Genomic DNA, 16,493 nt, shown 5'->3' with positions numbered 1-16,493 from the left:
ACTGGACTGAACCGTCTGGATCAAAGGACCAGCCATGACTTCTGCGGACCGCCCATGGCGCTGACGCCGATCTTCAGTCCCGGCTTCCAGCCACGCTCGGACCTTGCGGTCATCGCGGCCTGCGATGCGAATTATCTGCCCTATGCGGCGACACCTGCGTTGGCCCTTGCGGCGGCGGGGAATGCGCATGACGTGCTGATCGGCGGGCCCGAGCCGGTCGAGATGCCGCAGGCACTGATGCAGGCGGGGATCCACCACGTCGCCGCGCGCGACGACGCGCTGCTGAACGCCCTGCCCTTGGACGCGCGCCGCTCGCTTGCAACCTATATGGAGCTGTTTCTGGGCAACGCGCTGCGCGGGCATTACCGGCGCATCCTGGTGATCGACGCGGACATCCTTTACGAACGCGGCGACCCGGCGCAACTTCTTTCGGCCGACATGCTGGGGCGCGCCGTCGCCGCGGTGCGCGATAACCGGCAATGGCGCACGCCCGGCCGCAAGGTGTCCGAATTCAAGAAGCTGGGCGAACCGGCCCATCCCTATTTCAACGCTGGCGTGGTCATGATCGACACCGAGGCATTTGCGACACAGGATCTTGCCAATCGGGCTGCCGACTTCGCGCGCGAACATCTGGCCGGGCTGGGCCGCGACCAGGCGCTGATGAACGGGATCCTGAAAGGCGACTGGGCCGAGATCAGCCCGCTGTGGAACTGGCAGTTCACCTCGGCTTCGGCACATCTGACCAGCATGGTCGATCCGTGCCTGGTCCATTTCATCGGCACCCGGAAACCGTGGCTCGACAGCTCGCAGGGGATCGTGCCCATGCGAATGCGCGATGCTTTCGGCCGGGTGCTGGCGCGGCACTTCCCGACGGCACCGCAGGTCAGCCGCTCGACTCGGCGGCACTGGCCCGAAGCCGGGGCGCTGCGCACCGCCCTGTTCCGCCAATGGCGGGCGGCAGGACCGATGATCCGCTACCTGAACCGCTTTCCCGACCAATATACGCTGATCGATCCGCGGGTCTAACGCTCGGTCAGTTTCAGCTCGATCCGGCGGTTCTGGGCATGCGCCTCGGGGCTGTCGCCGCTGGCGACCGGGCGGGTATCGGCAAAACCTGCGGGCAGCAATCGGTTCGCGGGAAAACCCAGATCGTCGATCATGTAGCGCACGACTGACAGCGCACGCGCTTGGCTCAACTCCCAGTTGTCGCGATAGCGGCCCTGCCCCGACAGCGGCTGGCTGTCGGTATGGCCGTCGACGCGAATGATCCAGTCGATCTGCGAGGGGATCTCGCCGGAGATCTGCTTCAACTGCTCGGTCACGCGGGCGATCTGGGACATGCCCTCGGTCGAAAGGGTCGCCTCTCCGGTCGGAAACAGCACTTCCGAGGAAAAGACGAAGCGGTCCCCGACCACACGCACGCCTTCGCGCCCTTCAAGGATTTGCGACAGACGGCCGAAGAATTCCGAACGATAGCGGGCGAGGTCCTTGGCCTCGGCCTCGGCCTTGCTACGCGCGTCTTCCTCAAGCGCGCGGCGCTTGCGCTCTTCATCCGCGGCGCGGATCAGCGCGACATTCAACTGGCGACCCAGATCCTCAACCTTCAAGTCGGTTTCTTTCTGGTCCTGGTTCGCACCTTCAAGGACCGAGTGCAGATTGCCAAGCTGGTCGTTCAGTTGCGCGACCTGCTGGTTCAGCAGCGCGACGCGGCGCTGATCCTCGGTCGACAGGGCCTGCTGGTCGGCCAGCTTCTGCTGGGCCAGGGCCAAAAGGCCGGCCTGGCGCTCGGCTTCGGTCGCGTTGGTCTGGGCCTTGTCGCCCAATTCCTTCTTGGCGGCATCCGCGGCGGCCAGCAGGGTCAACGTCTCCTCGGCCTTCTTGCGAGCATCGTCCAGAGCAAGCGTGGTCGCCGTCAATTCGGCATCCGACTTGTCCAGCCGCTCTTGCAGGGCCTTGGCAGCGGCGGCGTCGGCGATCCGCGCGGCCTCGGCATCGGAAAGCTGCGCCTGCGTCTGGGTCAGCGAGGTGCCTGCCTGTTCGTTTCGTTGCCGCAAATCGGCGATCAGCGCATCCAGCGCTTCGCGCCGTGCCGCCGCCAGCCTCGCCGCCTCGGCTTGGGCATCGATCTCGGCCCTCGCAGAGGAAACCGCCTGCTCCGAGGCGCGCAATCGCGCCTGCTCCGCTGCAAGATCACGCCCCAGTGAAACGCCCTGTTCCTGCGACGTCGACAGCGCCTCGCTGAGATTGGCCACTCGGTCGCCAAGCTGCTCCAATTCGCTGTCCTGCGAGGTGATGCGTTCACGCAGCACGGACTGCAGCACCATGAAGATCGTCAGCGCAAAGATCAGGACCAACAGCAGCGTCGACATCGCATCGACGAAGCCCGGCCAGATATTGGCCGAGAACCGCTCGCGCCCGTGACGGCTAAGCCCCATCCCGGCCCTCCAGCGCACGGATGGCACGGGTCAGCGCGGCCATATCGTCGCGCAGTTCGGCGATCAGCCCGTCGCGTCCGCTTGCCGCTTCCTCGACCAGCCGCCCCAGTTGTACGTCGATGGACCGCAGGCGCATCCGCGCCTCGGGGTCGTCATGCTGGGCCGGTTTGGTTTCGGCCAGTTCGACCAGCCGCGCCTGCCCGTCCGTCAGCCGCGACAGTGCGCGGGTCAGCGCAGCGAGATGGGCACCGTCAAGGTCGCGATCGCCCGGCGGCTGCTGTTGTGACATCAGCGAGGCGACCTGCTGCTGTCCCTCAGCCATGCGGGCAACGATATCATAGAATTCATCAGGCAGACGGGCATGGGTGCCGTTCCGCGCCAGCGCCACAAGCTGTTCCTGTCCATCCGCCAGTCGATCGAAGGCCCGGTCCAGCCCCACTGTCAGGTTCTCGACCCGCGTGCTCTCCGAGACAACGGCCGTGGTCGCATCGGTCAGCCGCTCCTGCCCGTCCGCAAGACGCTCAAGGATCTCGCTCAGGCGGCGGTGGCTGTCCGCTTGCGCCCGTCGTTCGGCCGCAAGTTCGCTGCCAAGCGCATCGCGGTCCGACTGGATCAGCGCGGTCAGGCGTTCGACCCCTGCCGCCAGCGCCATCGACCGGGTATCGGCATCCGAGGCCTCCTGATCGCGCAGAGTATCGCGTTCAAGGTAATATTCCTGCAGGTCGGTCACGCGCAGGCCCATCGCGCCCAGGAACTCTGCCAGCGCAGCCTGGTCCAAGCCTTGTTCGCCACCCGCCATTCCGATGCGCGTGAACGAGGAAAGCCATTCCTCAAGCTCACGATAGAAGCGGTTCTGGCCATGGCTGGCAAACAGTTCCAGCAGGCCCACGACCAGAGACCCGGCAAGCCCCAACAGAGAGCTGGAGAACGCGGTCGCCATGCCGCCCAACTGGGTTTCCAGCCCGTGCATCAGCTTGTCGAAGACTTCGACCCCGGATTCGCCCTGTTCCGGGGCGAGGGTGCGGATGGTTTCCACAATGGCGGGCACTGTTGTCGCAAGACCGTAGAAAGTGCCCAGAAGACCTAGGAAAATAAGAAGATTTCCAAGATATCTCGTGATGTCGCGGGCTTCGTCGATACGGGTCGCGACCGAATCCTGGATCGAGCGTGCCGACTCGGTCGAGATCGTGGTCCCGATGGGACCGCGCGATCCAAGCAGCGCCGCCAGCGGGGCCAACAGGCGGGGGGCGGCATAGCCTTGCGTCTGGGCCTGATCCTGCCGGGCATAGCCCAGCTTGCCTGCGGCAAAACTCTCGATCCAGCTGACCGAGTTGATCAACTGGGCCACCTGCCAGAAGCAGGTCAGAACGCCAAGCGCAAAGACGAACAGGATTGCCCCGTTAAGCCACGGATTCGCGGCGAATACCGGCTTGATCTGGGCATAGGCGAACCACGCGCCCACCGTCACCAGCGCCAGCACGATCAGCATCAGCACGACCTGTCGCACGGGCTGCGAGAAATAGGGCTCGGCCGCGTTGCGCCCATCGCCGCGGGCCGCACGCGTGGCCGAAAGCCGGGTCGCGCGGTCCTTGCGCCCACCGCCCGGGGGCTCGGCGGCACTGTTCCTGTCTTCGGTCTCTGCCTGCGACAATGCCGCCCCCTTCTCGCTCATCCGCGGCCAAGTGTAAGGGCGGCGCGGCACGATGCAAGCGGTTCAGAAGCGTTTGCCCGTAAAGACTTAAGCAGGCGGTTCCGCGTCGTTTTCCGCGTCGTCCCCGGCATCTTCCCGCGGCCCGATCAGGCAGCGGACCTGCCGGGACAGCGCGTCAAGATCGATATCCTCGACCCCCATCTGCGCCAGATGCAACGTGGTGTTGAACAGGTAATCCGCATTCGGCCCACGGCCGCCACGCGCAACGGCGATGATGCGGGCCTGTTCCTCAAGCTTCAATGCGCCGGCATACTGGACGTGATCCGGCCGGGTGACATAGGCCACCGCCTCTACCTCGCGCCCATCCTGAAGCGTCACGGCCAGCATGCGCTCCTCATAGGCGTTGGTCGTCAGCTCGCGGGCGCGCAGCCCCTGCAACGCCTCGGGCCAATCTGGAGCGGCCACGCGCAGCGCCAAGCCCTGACAGCTGGCCGCAATATCGGCGTCCAGCCCCAGCACCAGCCCCGGCGCCTCCTCGGTCCCGCGATAGACGACCGAGCGCAGGCAGAATCGGCGGGCAAAGCCCGCAAGCCGCGCGCCGACCGCCTCGGCGACGGGAAAACCCGGATCCCACATCAGCGACCCATAGGCAAAGACCCAGTATTCCAGCCGTTCCTTCACGCATCCGCCAGCTTGCGCCGCCTCTCTTTCTCTGACCAAGAACTTAGGGCAGGATGCCCGCCGATCCAAGCGGTCCGAATGGAAAGGCAAATGATGCGCAAATCCCTGATCTGGCTGGTCCTTGTCGTCGTGATGCTGGCGGGCGCTGGCGTGGTTGCCGAAAACCTGATCGTGGGCGAGCTGCGCAGGCTGGAGGCACAGGGACAGGCGTTTTCGGCGGAGCGCATCGACACGCCGCCCCAACCGCTGCGGATCGGGGCCCATGTCACCGGCCCCGTCGCCGCTATCTCCAATGGTGCGGTCAGGCTCGATTCGGCGGATTTGTGGATCGAGCCGCTATCCCCCTTTACCGCACGCATCGGTCTGCCCGGAAAGGCGACCATCGAGCAGCCGGATGGCACGCATGAACTGACCTTCGATCCCCCCAGCGTCACGGCCCGGTTCCAGCCGTTGGCGGGGCTGGCCCCCGGCGAGGTGAACGTCGCGACGTCGAACCTTGTGCTGGATGGCGCGCCGTTTGCCCAATCCGCGAATATTGCCGCGAATGCGGTTCCCGTTGACCCCAGCGCTCCCGCAAGCAGCCAAGCCGGATATGACGTCAACTGGAAGCTGGAAGGGCTGGATCCAAAGGCGCTGCCCGTGCTGGCCACCCTGACCGGAGCGCTGGAGCCAGAGGACCGGATCTCGTTCGAGGGGCAAGGCCGGTTCTGGCTGGACAAGGTGCCGACGCCACGCGCCATGGCCGCGCTGCCTTCCCCAATGATGACGGGACTGCGCATTGACCGGGCCGAGTTGCATGTCGGCGCCCTGTCCGCGCGGGTCTTGGGCAGGTTGGACGCGGACTCGCAGGGCCGTGCCCAAGGGGCACTGGCCATCTATACCAGCGACGCCATCCCGATGCTTGATGCTGCGGCAGAAGCCGGGATGATCCCGAAGCGCGCGGTGCCGCTGGCGCAAGCCATGATGCGCCGGGTTTCGGCCATGCCGGTCGCACTGTCGGATCAAGCCGGAGCCCCCGTTCCCGATGCCGAAGAAGGCGAGCTGCGCCTGCCCCTGACCTTTTCCGAGGGCAGGATGAGCCTTGGCCCGATCCCGCTTGGCGCCGCCCCGCGCCTGCGCCCCTAGCCTTCAGCCTTCTGCTCGGCCCCGGTCTGGCTGCGGCCGAAATCGGGGGCCGAGGTATCCTGCCCGGCCTCGATGATCCCGCGGCGGATCGCGCGTGTCCGGGTGAAATAGTCGAACAGATGGTCGCCGTCGCCCATGCGGATCGCGCGTTGCAGCACGAAAAGCTCTTCGGTGAACCGGCCGAGGATGTCGAGAACGGCGTCCTTGTTCTGCAGGAACACATCGCGCCACATCGTTGGGTCCGAGGCCGCGATACGGGTAAAGTCGCGGAAGCCCGCCGCGGAATATTGCACGACCTCGCTTTCCGTGACGCGCTTCAGGTGATCGGCGACACCGACCATCGTATAAGCGATCAGGTGGGGCGTGTGGCTGGTGACGGCCAGAACCAGATCGTGATGGGCGGCATCCATCCGCTCGGTCTTGGCGCCCATCGCCTCGACCAGACCTTCAAGCCGCCGGATCGCGACTTCGTCGGCACCCGGAAAGGGCGCAAACAGCCACCAGCGGTTGCGGAAAAGCGTGGCAAAGCCTGAGCGCGGGCCGGAATGTTCGGTCCCGGCCAAGGGATGGCCGGGTATGAAATGGACCCCTTCGGGAATATGGGGGGCAACCGCGCTGACCACCGCTTGCTTGACAGAGCCGACATCGGTCACGGTCGCGCCGGGTTTCAGATGCGGGGCGATCTCTTCGGCCACGGCCGCCATCGCTCCAACCGGAACCGCCAGAACGATCAGGTCGGCGTCCGCAACCGCCTCGGCTGCGGTTTCGAAAACCTGATCGACCAGCCCGATCTCCAACGCTACCCGGCGCGTTTCTGCGCTGCGGGCATGGCCGACGATCTCCCGCGCCAGCCCTTGCTCGCGCATGGCAATGGCCATCGAGCCCGCGATCAGGCCCAGCCCGATCAGCGCGACGCGGTCATAGATTGGCGTCATGCGGGAACCCCGGCCCGCTCGGCCATGAACCTGCCGATGACATGGGCCACGCGCCGGCACGAGGCCTCGTCGCCGACTGTGATGCGCAGGCAATGAGGAAGGCCATAGCCTTCGACCGTGCGAACGATCAGCCCTTCGGCTTTCAAGGCAGCATCGCAGGCTTGCGCCGTCGCAGTATCCGCAAAGCGCGCAAGGATGAAGTTGCCGCAGGAAGTATCTGACGCAACACCTTTTTCCGCCAGAGCCTCGGCGAGCCACGCCCGCATCCTGGCGTTTTCGGCCTGACAGCGGGCGATGTGATCGCGGTCGCGCACGGCAGCCTCGGCCGCGTCAAGCGCCGCCGCCGACAGGTTGAACGGACCGCGGACGCGGTTCAACACGTCGATGATTTCGCGCGGGCCATAGCCCCAGCCGATGCGCAGCCCGCCCAGCCCGTAAATCTTCGAGAAGGTGCGCGTCATCACGACATTGGGCAGCCGCGTCGCAAGATCGGCACCGCCGTCGTAATTCTCGACATATTCGGCATAGGCGGCATCGACGACCAGGATGGCGTGCGGTACGGCACGGGCCAAGCGCTCAAGTTCGGGCAGACCGACCATGGTGCCGGTCGGGTTGTTCGGGTTCGCGACAAAGATCAGCCGCGTGCGCTCGGTCGCGCCTGCGATCAGGGCATCGACATCGGTCACGCGGTCACGCTCGGCCACCTGGACCGGAGTTGCTCCGGCAACATTGGTGCTGATCCGATACATCAGGAAGCCGTGTTCGGTGAACAGGACCTCATCCCCCGGCCCGGCATAGGCCTGGCACAGGAAGTGGATGATCTCGTCCGAGCCGACGCCGCAGATGATCCGGTCGGGGTCCAGACCGTGGACGTCGCCGATCGCGGCCCGCAGGCTGGCATGGTCGGTATTAGGATAGCGATGCAGCGAATGCGCCGCGCGCACGACCGCTTCACGCGCCTTGTCCGATGGCCCGAACGGATTTTCGTTCGAGGAAAGCTTGATGACGTTCTCGATCCCCGCCACATGGGCGGCTCCGCTTTGGTAAAGCGCGATCTCCATGATCCCGGGTTGCGGAGCGATGGTCGATTGGTTCTGCGACATGTCTGGCCTCTTGCAAGCCCCGACGTATTAGCCCCGGCAACGAAGCTTGGAAAGACAGAACGCGCGGCAGGGGCGGCTTGGCGCCCCTGCAACCGTCATTTCCCGGCCATTTCTGGCCGCTACTGCGCCGCGCGCGCCTTTTCCAGCTGGGGCAGGAAGCGGTTGGTGTAATCCTCGCGCACCAGCGGGCCGGCATGGCGGTAAAGGATCCGCCCTTCTCCATCGATGATGAAGGTTTCGGGCGGCGCGGTCACGCCCCAGTCGATGGCGATCCGACCTCGGGGATCAGTCGCCAGCGCATGAAAGGGGTCGCCATGCTCGGCCAGGAAGGTCGAGGCGTTCGCCTCGGGGTCCTTCAGGTCGATGCCATAGACGGGAATGTCCTTCGACAGCTCGGTCAGGGTCGGATGCTCGGCCCGGCAGGGCGGGCACCAGCTGGCCCAGAAATTCACCAGCTTCACGCCCGGCTGGCGCAGCATCTCATCCGTCAGTTGGGTCTTGCCCGGCAGGGTTTCCACGCCGACCGGCGGCGCCTCTCGCCCGATCAGCGCCGAGGGAACCTCTTCGGGGTTGTCGCGGCCCATGCCCCACAGGAACATGCCTGCCAGCCCCGCAAAGACCAGCGGCGGAAGAACCATCAAGGGGGAGATCTTAGCCACGGCGCTCATGCTCCTCAAGTTCGCGGCGCGCGCGCGCATTGGCACGCAAGGTTTGCAGAATGATGCCCAGCAGCAGCACAAGGCTGATGCCATAGGCCGCAAGCACAGTGGCGGTATACTTGCCGAAGTCGATCATGTCCGGTTCTCCCGTGCCAGAAGGGCCGCAAGACGGCGGCGGCGGATTTCGGTCCGGGTGCGGATCAGCAGCAGCGCCAGGAACAGCAGGAAAAATCCCAGCATCGAAAGGTAAAGCGGATAGCGATAGACAGCGGACATCCGTTCGCCCGGCGCGACGGACAGGGACGCGCCCTGATGCAGCCCCTGGTTCCAGAAGTTGACGGCATAGCGCGACAGCAGGGCAAAGACCGAGCCGACAAGGCAAAGCACACCGGTCAGGTCTGCGGCGCTGTCAGGATCCTCGACCGCCTCCCAGAGCGCGATATAGCCCAGATAGAACAGGAACAGGATCAGGAACGAGGTCAGGCGCGGATCCCATTCCCACCATGTCCCCCACATCGGTTGCCCCCAGATCGCCCCGGTGATCAGCGCGATCAGGGTCATCACCGCGCCGACCGGCGCGGCGGCCTTGGCGGCCAAGGCGCTGACATGGTGGCGGCGCACGATCCAGATGATCGAGGCGACCAGCATCATCAGCCAGATATTGATCGCCATCAGCGCGGCCGGCACATGCAGGAAGACGATCTTCACGGTCGCGCCCTGCCGGTAATCCTGCGGCGTCAGGAAGCCCCAGACCAGACCGACGGTCGTGCAGATCGCCGCCCCCGCCACGACCCATGGCAGCAGCGCGGCAGAGCTTCGCATGAACTTGACGGGATTTGCGTATTCCCAGATCGACATGGCTGATTTCCTGCTTCCGGGGCGTCCCGCCCCCCTCTTCTGCTTTGCTTCGTGCCTAACGCAGGTTGACCCGCAGCGCTGCGGCAGCAGCAAAGGGTATCACGGCCAGCGTGGCAAGGGTGATCCCGGCCAGAAAGACCAGGGGTGTCACGGGATCCGCGCCGGTGGCACCACGTCGCACCGCCTCGGCCCCGAAGATCAGGGTGGGAATGTAAAGCGGCAGGACCAGCAGCGACAGCAGCAGGCCGCCCCGGCGCAGCCCGACCGTCACCGCTGCGCCAAAAGCCCCCAGCATGGACAGCGCGGGTGTTCCCAGCAGCAGCGACAGCAGAAGCCAACCCTGCGCCGTTCCCGGCAAATGCAGCAAAACCCCCAGGACGGGTGCGAAGACCACCAGCGGCAGTCCCGTGGTCAGCCAATGGGCCAGCGCCTTGATCGCGACGACTCCCTCAAGCGGCAGGGGCGCGGTGGCCAGCAGGTCAAGGCTGCCATCTTCGTGATCCAGCGCAAAGATGCGGTCCAGCGACAGCAGGCAGGCAAGCAGCGCGCCGACCCACAGGATGCCGGGGGCGATCAGTGCAAGCGTCCCGCCCTGAGGACCAACGCCGAATGGGACCAGCGTGCAGACGATCAGGAAAAAGGCGACGCCCAGACCGAACCCGCCACCCGCGCGCATCGCAAGCCGCAGATCCCGCCACAGAAGCGCGTTCATGCGAAGGCCTCGTTGAAGCCCGCAGGCCGCGCAGCCTTGCGACCAGGATCCGCGCGAAAGCCGGACAGGTCCAGCACACGCGCCTCGACAAGGCCCAGGTCGATATGTGTTGCGACCAGAGCCGCTCCGCCGTTGGCCAGATGCCCGCGAAGCATCGCCGCGAACAGCGCGACCGAGGCCGTGTCCAGCGAGACCGTCGGTTCGTCCAGAAGCCAGATCGACCGGCCAGTGACCATCAGCCGGGCCAGCCCCAGCCGCCGTTTCTGCCCGGCGGACAGGCGATGCGCGGGCCGCGGGGCCAGTTCGGCAAGGTTCATTGCGGCGAGCGCGGGGCCAATCGCGGAACCGCCGAAAACCGCGCTCCAGAAGTTCAGGTTTTCCGCGACCGTCAGGGCGGGCTTCAACCCGTCCGAATGCCCGGCGTAGGCGATCTGGTCCGGCTCGCAGTCGATCTGACCCGAAAGCGGCGGCTGCAGGCCCGCCAAGGTGCGCAGCAACGTGGTCTTGCCCGCGCCGTTCGGGCCGCGCAGGACCAGCGCCTCGCCCGGGGCAAGGGTGAAGTCCAGCCCCTCGATCACTGAGAGCCCGCCCCGAGCTATTGCAAGGTCACGGACTGCCAGCAGGCTCATACGGGAAGCAGCGCGCAGGCGACGCGCCGGCCCTCGGCCAGCGTGACGTTATAGCTGCGCGCAGCCGAAGGAGAGTTCATCGGCTCGGCCATGATCCCGACCGCGTCCAGCGCATCGCGCAGCGCGGCGGGCGGAAAGGCCACGTCCGTGCCCATTCCCATGAACAGGACATCGACCTTGCCGGCCAAAGCCAGAAGCGGTGCCGTATCCTCCAGCCCGGCCCAGGGCGTCACGCCCTCAGCCGTGACCAGGATCGCGCCGTGATGGACCACGCCACCGACCCGGAAGAATCCGGGGCCATAGCCGTCGACCGGCACGACCCCAAGAAATTCCGTGGGCGTCATCGCCGACATCAGGGCGCGTCCCTGAAGGCGGCCGGGATCTCGTCCTTGGCCTCCTTGCGGTCCGGCTTGGACCAGTCACGCTTGACGCCCAGCCACAGCACGATGTTCTTGGCGACATAGACCGTCGAATAGGCACCGACGAACACGCCCCACAGCATCGCGAAGACGAAGCCGCGGATCACGTCACCGCCGAAGACATACATGGCCGTCAGGGCAAGCGCAGTCGTCACGGCGGTCATCACCGTGCGCGACAGCGTTTCGTTGACGGTCAGGTTCATGACGTCGATCAGTGGCATGGTCTTGAACTTGATCAGGTTCTCGCGCAGCCGGTCGAAGACGACGACCGTGTCGTTCACCGAATAGCCCAGCGTCGTCAGCAAGGCCGCGATGGTCGTCAGGTCGAACTTCAGCTGCAGAAGCGAGAAGATGCCGACCGTCAGCAGCACGTCATGCAGGATCGAGACCACGGCGCCCAGTGCGAACTGCCATTCGAACCGCAGCCAGATATAGAACATGATCGCGATCGTGGCGGCACCCACCGCGTAGAACGCGGTCAGGATCAGTTCTCCCGAGACTTTGGGACCGACCGATTCCACGGCGGCGAAAGCGATCTGCGGATCGACGGTCTGCAGCGCGCTGTGGACCTCGTTCAGCTGCTCTGGCGTGACCGAGCCGGTCTGGTCCGTTGTCCCGATGCGGATCATCGCCACATGCTTGGTCGTGCCGAAGCTGGGGTCGAAGACCTCGGTGATCAGCACGTCGCCAAGGTCAAGCTTCTCCAGCGCCTGCCGATAGTCGCCGACCTCGAACGCGGTCGGGCTTTCGGTCCGGATCGTGGTGCCGCCCTTGAAGTCGATGCCAAAGTTAAGGCCCATCACCAGCGTGATGATGACCGAGGCGACCATGGCCGCCGCCGACACGCCGAAAGTCAGCCATTGCCAGCGGAAGAAGTTGAAGTGGGTCTCGTCAGGGACCAGTTTCAGACGGAATGCCATATTTCTGCCCCCTTACAGAATGAGTTCTTTGGGTTTGCGCAGTTCAAGCCAGAACACGATCATCAGGCGCGTTAGGAAGATCGCGGTGAAGACCGAGGTGACAAGACCGATGGTCAGCGTGACAGCGAAGCCCTTGACCGGGCCAGAGCCCAGGAAGAACATTACCATGGCTGCGATGAACGAGGTGACGTTCGCGTCGATGATCGCGCTCATCGCCTCGTTGAAGCCATCGTCGATCGCCTTCATCACGCGCTTGCCGCGGCGCAATTCCTCGCGGATGCGTTCATAGATGATGACGTTCGCGTCGACCGCGGTCCCGACCGTCAGCACGATCCCTGCGATGCCAGGCAATGTCAGCGTCGCCCCCATCATGGACATGACCGACAGGATCAGGATCACGTTGATTGTCACCGCGATCGAGGCGAAAACGCCGAACAGGCCATAGCTTGCGATCATGTAGGCCACGACCGCGACCGTCGCGATGATCGACGAAAGCCGCCCGGCGTCGATCGAATCCTGCCCCAGCTCCGGCCCGATGGTCCGTTCTTCCAGGAAGGTCATCTCGGCCGGCAGCGCGCCCGCGCGCAGCAACACCGCAAGGCGGGTCGACGCATCGACGTTCATCGAGCCCGAGATCTGCCCGGAGCCGGTGGTGATCGCCTGCCGGATGACCGGGGCCGAAATCACCTGGTTGTCCAGGACGATGGCGAAGGGCTGGCCGATGTTCGACGAGGTATAGGCCCCGAACCGCTTGGCGCCCGAGGGACCAAACCGGAAATCGACCGCGGGCTGGCCGTTCTGGTCGAAGCTGGGCCGCGCGTCGGTCAGATCCTCGCCGGTGACGACTGGGCTTTGTTCCAGCGTGTAATAGACACCCGGCTCATCCATCGACGGCAGCACGACCTGCCCCGCGGCGGTGCGGGCATTGGCATCGGTGCCACGTCCCACGACCGGGTTGAAGGTCAGTTTGGCGGTGGTGCCGATTAGCTGCTTCAGTTCCTCGGCCGAACCGATGCCGGGCACCTGGATCAGGATGCGGTCCTTGCCCTGGCGCATGATCGTCGGCTCGCGCGTCCCGACCTCATCGATACGGCGGCGGATGATCTCAAGGCTTTGCTGGACCGTGCGGTCATCGCTGGCGGCCTTTTCGGCATCTGACAGCTGGACGACCAGTCGGTTGCCGCTGCCCTTGACGTCAAGGTCGGTATGCCCTGCCCCGCTGATCGAGGTGACGGGCGTCGCCATGCCGCGCGCGATTTCGACCGCGCGCGCAATCTGGTCGGCATTGCCGATCTCGACCGTCAGCTGATCGGGCGCGCCCGCGACGCGGCGGATCGAGCCCAAGGTGTCGCGTTGCGCCGCAAGGGCGTCGCGCAGTTCCGGCCAAAGGCCATCCATCCGTGCCTTGTAGACATCGGCGACATGAACCTCGCCCAAAAGATGGGCGCCGCCGCGAAGGTCGAGGCCAAGGTTGACCAGCCCCGAGGGCAGCCAGCTTGGCCAGCCCGCGCGGGCGGCCAGGTCTTCGGGTGCCTCGACACCCGTGCGTTCCATGTTGGCGATGGCATCGTTATGCGATTCGACCCGCGAGTAGAACAGGTTCGGCATCGCATAAAGCAGACCCAGGGCAATCAGCCCCAGAATCAGCACGCGTTTCCAGGCAGGGATGTGAAGCATCGGGCAGTCGGCCTCAGCTGTTCGCGGTGGCGGGGGCGGTGCGGTTCACCACGCCGGTGATCGACGAACGGACGACGCGCGTCTTGACGCCGGGGGCGATCTCGACCTCAAGCTCGTTCTCGCGGACCGCGGTGACCTTGCCGATCAGGCCGCCCTGGGTAATGACTTCGTCGCCCTTCTTCACCGCCTCGACCATGGCACGATGCTCTTTCGCGCGCTTTTGCTGCGGGCGGATCATCAGGAAATACATGATCACGAAGATCAGGATCAGCGGCAGGAAAGAAGCAAGGCTGGCAGCGCCCGACGGAGCGGCAGCCGCTTGTGCATAGGCGGGGGTCACGAACATGGGTTGATCCCTTCTCTGATCATTCTCCGGGAGATCCCCCGGCGGAATTGGCGCGCACCGTAGCCATGTGCCGGTGGGTTGGCAAGAAACTGCGGGATAACGTGTGCGCCAGTTGCCGAAAGGTTTGTCACCGGTGTTTGCGTGGACAGCCCGCCGCCGTTGTGGCAGGTCAGGGCAAAGCGGACCAGAAAGGGATGAACCATGGCTCAGGATGCTGCGCTTGGCGCATTGGCACAGCGGATCGCGGCGGTCCCTGATACGGGAATTGCCGGGCTTCTGGCGATCATGGCGGCTTTGCGCGATCCCGAGACCGGCTGCCCCTGGGATGTCGAGCAGACATTCGCGACCATCGCCCCCTACACCATCGAGGAAGGGCACGAGGTCGCCGATGCTATCGCCCGCGAAGCATGGGACGAACTGCCCGGAGAGTTGGGCGACCTGCTGCTTCAGGTCGTCTTCCACGCCCAGATGGCCGAGGAAGCCGGGATGTTCGACTTCACCGACGTGGTCGCAGCGGTGTCGGACAAGCTGATCTCGCGTCACCCGCATGTGTTCGGCGACGAATCCCGCGACAAGTCTGCCGAACAGCAGATTAAGGATTGGGAGGCGATCAAGGCCAAGGAACGCGCGGCGAAAGCCGAAAAAGGCGTGCTGGACGGCGTGGCGCTGGGACTGCCCGCCCTGACTCGCGCGCTGAAGTTGCAGAACCGCGCCGCGCGGGTGGGCTTTGACTGGCCCGGCCCGGCCGAGGTTCTGGCAAAGATCCAGGAAGAGACCGCGGAACTGGTCGAGGCACGGGACAGCGGCGATCACGCCCATCTGACCGAGGAATTCGGCGACCTGCTTTTCGTCATGGCGAATTTGGCCCGGCATCTGGACATCGACCCCGAAGAGGCGCTGCGCCTGGCGAACGCCAAGTTCACCCGCCGCTTCGGCTCGGTCGAGGCGGCCCTGGCTGCCAGCGGTCGTCGCCCCGAGGACAGTGACCTGACCGAGATGGACGCGCTGTGGAACGAAGCCAAGGCGGCCGAACGGGCCTGACGGCCCGGCGGTCTCAGCCCCGAACCTCGGCCAGCGCGGCGTCATAGACCGCCAGCGCCTCGGTTCGGTCGGTCGCACGTGACGCGCCCTCGGACAGAAGCCGCCGCCAGCTGCGCGCCCCGGGGCGGCCGTGGAACAACCCCAGCATGTGACGGCCGAACTGGTGAAGGCGCCCCCCTTCGGCCAGATGGCGGTCGATCACCGGTCGCAAAGCCAAAGCCGCATCGAGCGGATCGGTGAAGGCGGGCTCCTCTTCCCACAGCGCATCTGCAGTGCCGAGAATGTCCCAAGGCTGGTGATAGGCCGCGCGCCCGACCATCGCGCCATCCATGACCTGCAGGTGCCCACGAACCTCGTCAAGCGAGGCGATGCCGCCATTGATGGAAAGATGCAGGTCCGGAAACTCTGCCTTCATGCGATGGACCAGCGGATAGTCGAGCGGAGGAATCTCGCGGTTCTCGCGCGGGGACAATCCCTTCAACCAGGCCTTGCGGGCATGGATCGCGATGCGTCGGACCCCGCTGTCGCGCATCAGCGCGACAAAGGCGGGCAGCACATCCTCGGGGATCTGGTCGTCGACGCCGATACGGCATTTCACCGTGATCTCGGTCGTGGTCGCCCGCATCATCGCCTGCACGCAATCAGCCACGAGTTGCGGCATGGTCATCAGGACCGCCCCGAAACAGCCTGATTGCACGCGATCACTGGGACAGCCGACATTCAGGTTGATCTCGTCATAGCCCCAGTCGGACGCAATCCGCGTGGCTTCCGCGAGCAGCATCGGTTCGGAACCGCCAAGCTGCAACGCCAGAGGATGCTCGGCCGCCGAGTAATCCAGAAGTCTGCCACGGTCCCCGTGGATCACAGCCTGCGCGGTCACCATCTCGGTATAAAGCAGGGCGCGCCGCGACAGGGTGCGATGAACGACCCGGCAATTCCTGTCGGTCCAGTCCATCATCGGGGCAACCGACAACCTGGCGCTGTCGTTCAGGGTCGGGAAGTTCACTGTATCGGCCATGTTGAACACTGTTTTCGGCCTCTGACTTGGCCCTGCCCTTGCTGGTTGTCGTCGGATTCCATCGCCATCCCGCGATCTCCGAATCAAAGGAGAACCTGGGCATCGATCAATGGCGAACACCGCCCGGAAAGGGCGGCGCGCGGCGTCTATACAGCATGGCCTTGCGAAATGCGAGACGGCGGGAACCTCTGGAAAATGGGGTCCGCGCCCGCGGGAGCAAGGCCGCTACTCGACGGTAACGGATTTAGCGAGGTTTCGCGGCTGGTCGACGTCGGTGCCCTTTG

Annotated in this window: 17 protein-coding genes and 1 pseudogene; 3 read left to right on the top strand and 15 right to left on the bottom strand. The window is 65.3% G+C overall.

What is annotated here, in order from left to right:
- Positions 1–54: 54 nt before the first annotated feature.
- A complete protein-coding gene (locus tag RM190_RS21730) occupies positions 55–1,026 on the top strand; it encodes a glycosyltransferase family 8 protein (RefSeq protein WP_311761575.1) in 972 nt (323 codons plus the stop codon).
- On the opposite strand, the gene RM190_RS21725 is transcribed toward RM190_RS21730, so the two are convergent.
- The 3 genes and pseudogenes from RM190_RS21725 to RM190_RS21715 form a co-directional block, all read right to left on the bottom strand.
- Positions 1,023–2,435, bottom strand: a complete 1,413-nt coding sequence (locus RM190_RS21725; protein WP_311761574.1) for a peptidoglycan -binding protein — start codon at positions 2,433–2,435, stop codon at positions 1,023–1,025. The genes RM190_RS21730 and RM190_RS21725 overlap by 4 nt on opposite strands.
- A gap of 595 nt (positions 2,436–3,030) precedes the next feature.
- Positions 3,031–3,924, bottom strand: a pseudogene (locus tag RM190_RS23485) (hypothetical protein); the annotation flags it as partial.
- Positions 3,925–4,173: 249 nt separating this feature from the next.
- Entirely contained in the window at positions 4,174–4,767 is a 594-nt protein-coding gene (locus RM190_RS21715) for a gamma-glutamylcyclotransferase (protein WP_311761573.1), read from the bottom strand.
- Positions 4,768–4,857: 90 nt separating this feature from the next.
- On the opposite strand from RM190_RS21715, the gene RM190_RS21710 reads away from it, so the two are divergent.
- On the top strand, positions 4,858–5,892 hold the full coding sequence (locus RM190_RS21710) for a DUF2125 domain-containing protein (protein WP_311761572.1): 1,035 nt from the start codon (positions 4,858–4,860) through the stop codon (positions 5,890–5,892).
- Here the strand turns inward: RM190_RS21710 and RM190_RS21705 are convergent.
- From RM190_RS21705 to yajC, 11 genes are all read right to left on the bottom strand, one after another.
- Positions 5,889–6,827 carry a prephenate/arogenate dehydrogenase family protein gene (locus RM190_RS21705; protein WP_311761571.1) on the bottom strand — a complete coding sequence of 313 codons (939 nt, stop codon included), beginning with the start codon at positions 6,825–6,827 and terminating at the stop codon, positions 5,889–5,891. The genes RM190_RS21710 and RM190_RS21705 overlap by 4 nt on opposite strands.
- Positions 6,824–7,930 (bottom strand): histidinol-phosphate transaminase, encoded by a 1,107-nt coding sequence (gene hisC / locus RM190_RS21700; RefSeq protein ID WP_311761570.1) that lies wholly within the window; start codon positions 7,928–7,930, stop codon positions 6,824–6,826. Before hisC ends, RM190_RS21705 begins: the two co-directional genes overlap by 4 nt.
- 119 nt (positions 7,931–8,049) lie before the next feature.
- Positions 8,050–8,568 carry a DsbE family thiol:disulfide interchange protein gene (locus RM190_RS21695; RefSeq protein WP_311761606.1) on the bottom strand — a complete coding sequence of 173 codons (519 nt, stop codon included), beginning with the start codon at positions 8,566–8,568 and terminating at the stop codon, positions 8,050–8,052.
- Between the two features lie 13 nt (positions 8,569–8,581).
- The gene (ccmD, locus tag RM190_RS21690; protein WP_311761569.1) at positions 8,582–8,725 is read right to left on the bottom strand and encodes a heme exporter protein CcmD; all 144 of its coding nucleotides are present in this window, start codon (positions 8,723–8,725) and stop codon (positions 8,582–8,584) included.
- On the bottom strand, positions 8,722–9,447 hold the full coding sequence (locus RM190_RS21685; RefSeq protein WP_311761568.1) for a heme ABC transporter permease: 726 nt from the start codon (positions 9,445–9,447) through the stop codon (positions 8,722–8,724). The genes ccmD and RM190_RS21685 overlap by 4 nt, the downstream gene beginning before the upstream one ends.
- Before the next feature lie 55 nt (positions 9,448–9,502).
- A complete protein-coding gene (ccmB, locus tag RM190_RS21680) occupies positions 9,503–10,159 on the bottom strand; it encodes a heme exporter protein CcmB (RefSeq protein WP_311761567.1) in 657 nt (218 codons plus the stop codon).
- Complete coding sequence (gene ccmA, locus RM190_RS21675) at positions 10,156–10,788, bottom strand: heme ABC exporter ATP-binding protein CcmA (protein WP_311761566.1); 633 nt, start codon at positions 10,786–10,788, stop codon at positions 10,156–10,158. Before ccmA ends, ccmB begins: the two co-directional genes overlap by 4 nt.
- Positions 10,785–11,141 (bottom strand): Mth938-like domain-containing protein, encoded by a 357-nt coding sequence (locus RM190_RS21670; RefSeq protein WP_311761565.1) that lies wholly within the window; start codon positions 11,139–11,141, stop codon positions 10,785–10,787. The genes ccmA and RM190_RS21670 overlap by 4 nt, the downstream gene beginning before the upstream one ends.
- Positions 11,141–12,127, bottom strand: coding sequence for a protein translocase subunit SecF (secF, locus tag RM190_RS21665; protein ID WP_311761564.1), 987 nt, complete (start codon positions 12,125–12,127; stop codon positions 11,141–11,143). Before secF ends, RM190_RS21670 begins: the two co-directional genes overlap by 1 nt.
- 12 nt (positions 12,128–12,139) lie before the next feature.
- Positions 12,140–13,804 (bottom strand): protein translocase subunit SecD, encoded by a 1,665-nt coding sequence (gene secD / locus RM190_RS21660; protein WP_311761563.1) that lies wholly within the window; start codon positions 13,802–13,804, stop codon positions 12,140–12,142.
- Between the two features lie 13 nt (positions 13,805–13,817).
- Positions 13,818–14,150: a preprotein translocase subunit YajC gene (gene yajC, locus RM190_RS21655; protein ID WP_311761562.1), complete on the bottom strand. Its 333-nt coding sequence runs from the start codon at positions 14,148–14,150 to the stop codon at positions 13,818–13,820.
- A 201-nt stretch (positions 14,151–14,351) separates the two neighbouring features.
- Between yajC and mazG the strand changes: the two genes are divergently transcribed.
- On the top strand, positions 14,352–15,191 hold the full coding sequence (mazG, locus tag RM190_RS21650; protein ID WP_311761561.1) for a nucleoside triphosphate pyrophosphohydrolase: 840 nt from the start codon (positions 14,352–14,354) through the stop codon (positions 15,189–15,191).
- Between the two features lie 13 nt (positions 15,192–15,204).
- Here the strand turns inward: mazG and dusA are convergent, their stop codons facing one another.
- Complete coding sequence (gene dusA, locus RM190_RS21645) at positions 15,205–16,209, bottom strand: tRNA dihydrouridine(20/20a) synthase DusA (protein WP_311761560.1); 1,005 nt, start codon at positions 16,207–16,209, stop codon at positions 15,205–15,207.
- Between the last annotated feature and the right edge of the window lie 284 nt (positions 16,210–16,493).

Origin of the sequence: Paracoccus broussonetiae, assembly GCF_031854425.1 — a bacterium.
Lineage (GTDB): Bacteria > Pseudomonadota > Alphaproteobacteria > Rhodobacterales > Rhodobacteraceae > Paracoccus > Paracoccus broussonetiae.
This window is presented reverse-complemented; position numbering and strand designations above follow the sequence as displayed.

Coding starts and splice junctions, on each gene's coding strand:
- ccmB (WP_311761567.1), bottom strand. CDS start 10,159: ATGAACGCGCTTCTGTGGCGGGATCTGCGGCTTGCGATGCGCGCGGGT.
- mazG (WP_311761561.1), top strand. CDS start 14,352: ATGGCTCAGGATGCTGCGCTTGGCGCATTGGCACAGCGGATCGCGGCG.
- yajC (WP_311761562.1), bottom strand. CDS start 14,150: ATGTTCGTGACCCCCGCCTATGCACAAGCGGCTGCCGCTCCGTCGGGC.
- hisC (WP_311761570.1), bottom strand. CDS start 7,930: ATGTCGCAGAACCAATCGACCATCGCTCCGCAACCCGGGATCATGGAG.
- secD (WP_311761563.1), bottom strand. CDS start 13,804: ATGCTTCACATCCCTGCCTGGAAACGCGTGCTGATTCTGGGGCTGATT.
- RM190_RS21685 (WP_311761568.1), bottom strand. CDS start 9,447: ATGTCGATCTGGGAATACGCAAATCCCGTCAAGTTCATGCGAAGCTCT.
- RM190_RS21695 (WP_311761606.1), bottom strand. CDS start 8,568: ATGGTTCTTCCGCCGCTGGTCTTTGCGGGGCTGGCAGGCATGTTCCTG.
- ccmD (WP_311761569.1), bottom strand. CDS start 8,725: ATGATCGACTTCGGCAAGTATACCGCCACTGTGCTTGCGGCCTATGGC.
- ccmA (WP_311761566.1), bottom strand. CDS start 10,788: ATGAGCCTGCTGGCAGTCCGTGACCTTGCAATAGCTCGGGGCGGGCTC.
- dusA (WP_311761560.1), bottom strand. CDS start 16,209: ATGGCCGATACAGTGAACTTCCCGACCCTGAACGACAGCGCCAGGTTG.
- RM190_RS21725 (WP_311761574.1), bottom strand. CDS start 2,435: ATGGGGCTTAGCCGTCACGGGCGCGAGCGGTTCTCGGCCAATATCTGG.
- RM190_RS21730 (WP_311761575.1), top strand. CDS start 55: ATGGCGCTGACGCCGATCTTCAGTCCCGGCTTCCAGCCACGCTCGGAC.
- RM190_RS21705 (WP_311761571.1), bottom strand. CDS start 6,827: ATGACGCCAATCTATGACCGCGTCGCGCTGATCGGGCTGGGCCTGATC.
- secF (WP_311761564.1), bottom strand. CDS start 12,127: ATGGCATTCCGTCTGAAACTGGTCCCTGACGAGACCCACTTCAACTTC.
- RM190_RS21710 (WP_311761572.1), top strand. CDS start 4,858: ATGATGCGCAAATCCCTGATCTGGCTGGTCCTTGTCGTCGTGATGCTG.
- RM190_RS21670 (WP_311761565.1), bottom strand. CDS start 11,141: ATGTCGGCGATGACGCCCACGGAATTTCTTGGGGTCGTGCCGGTCGAC.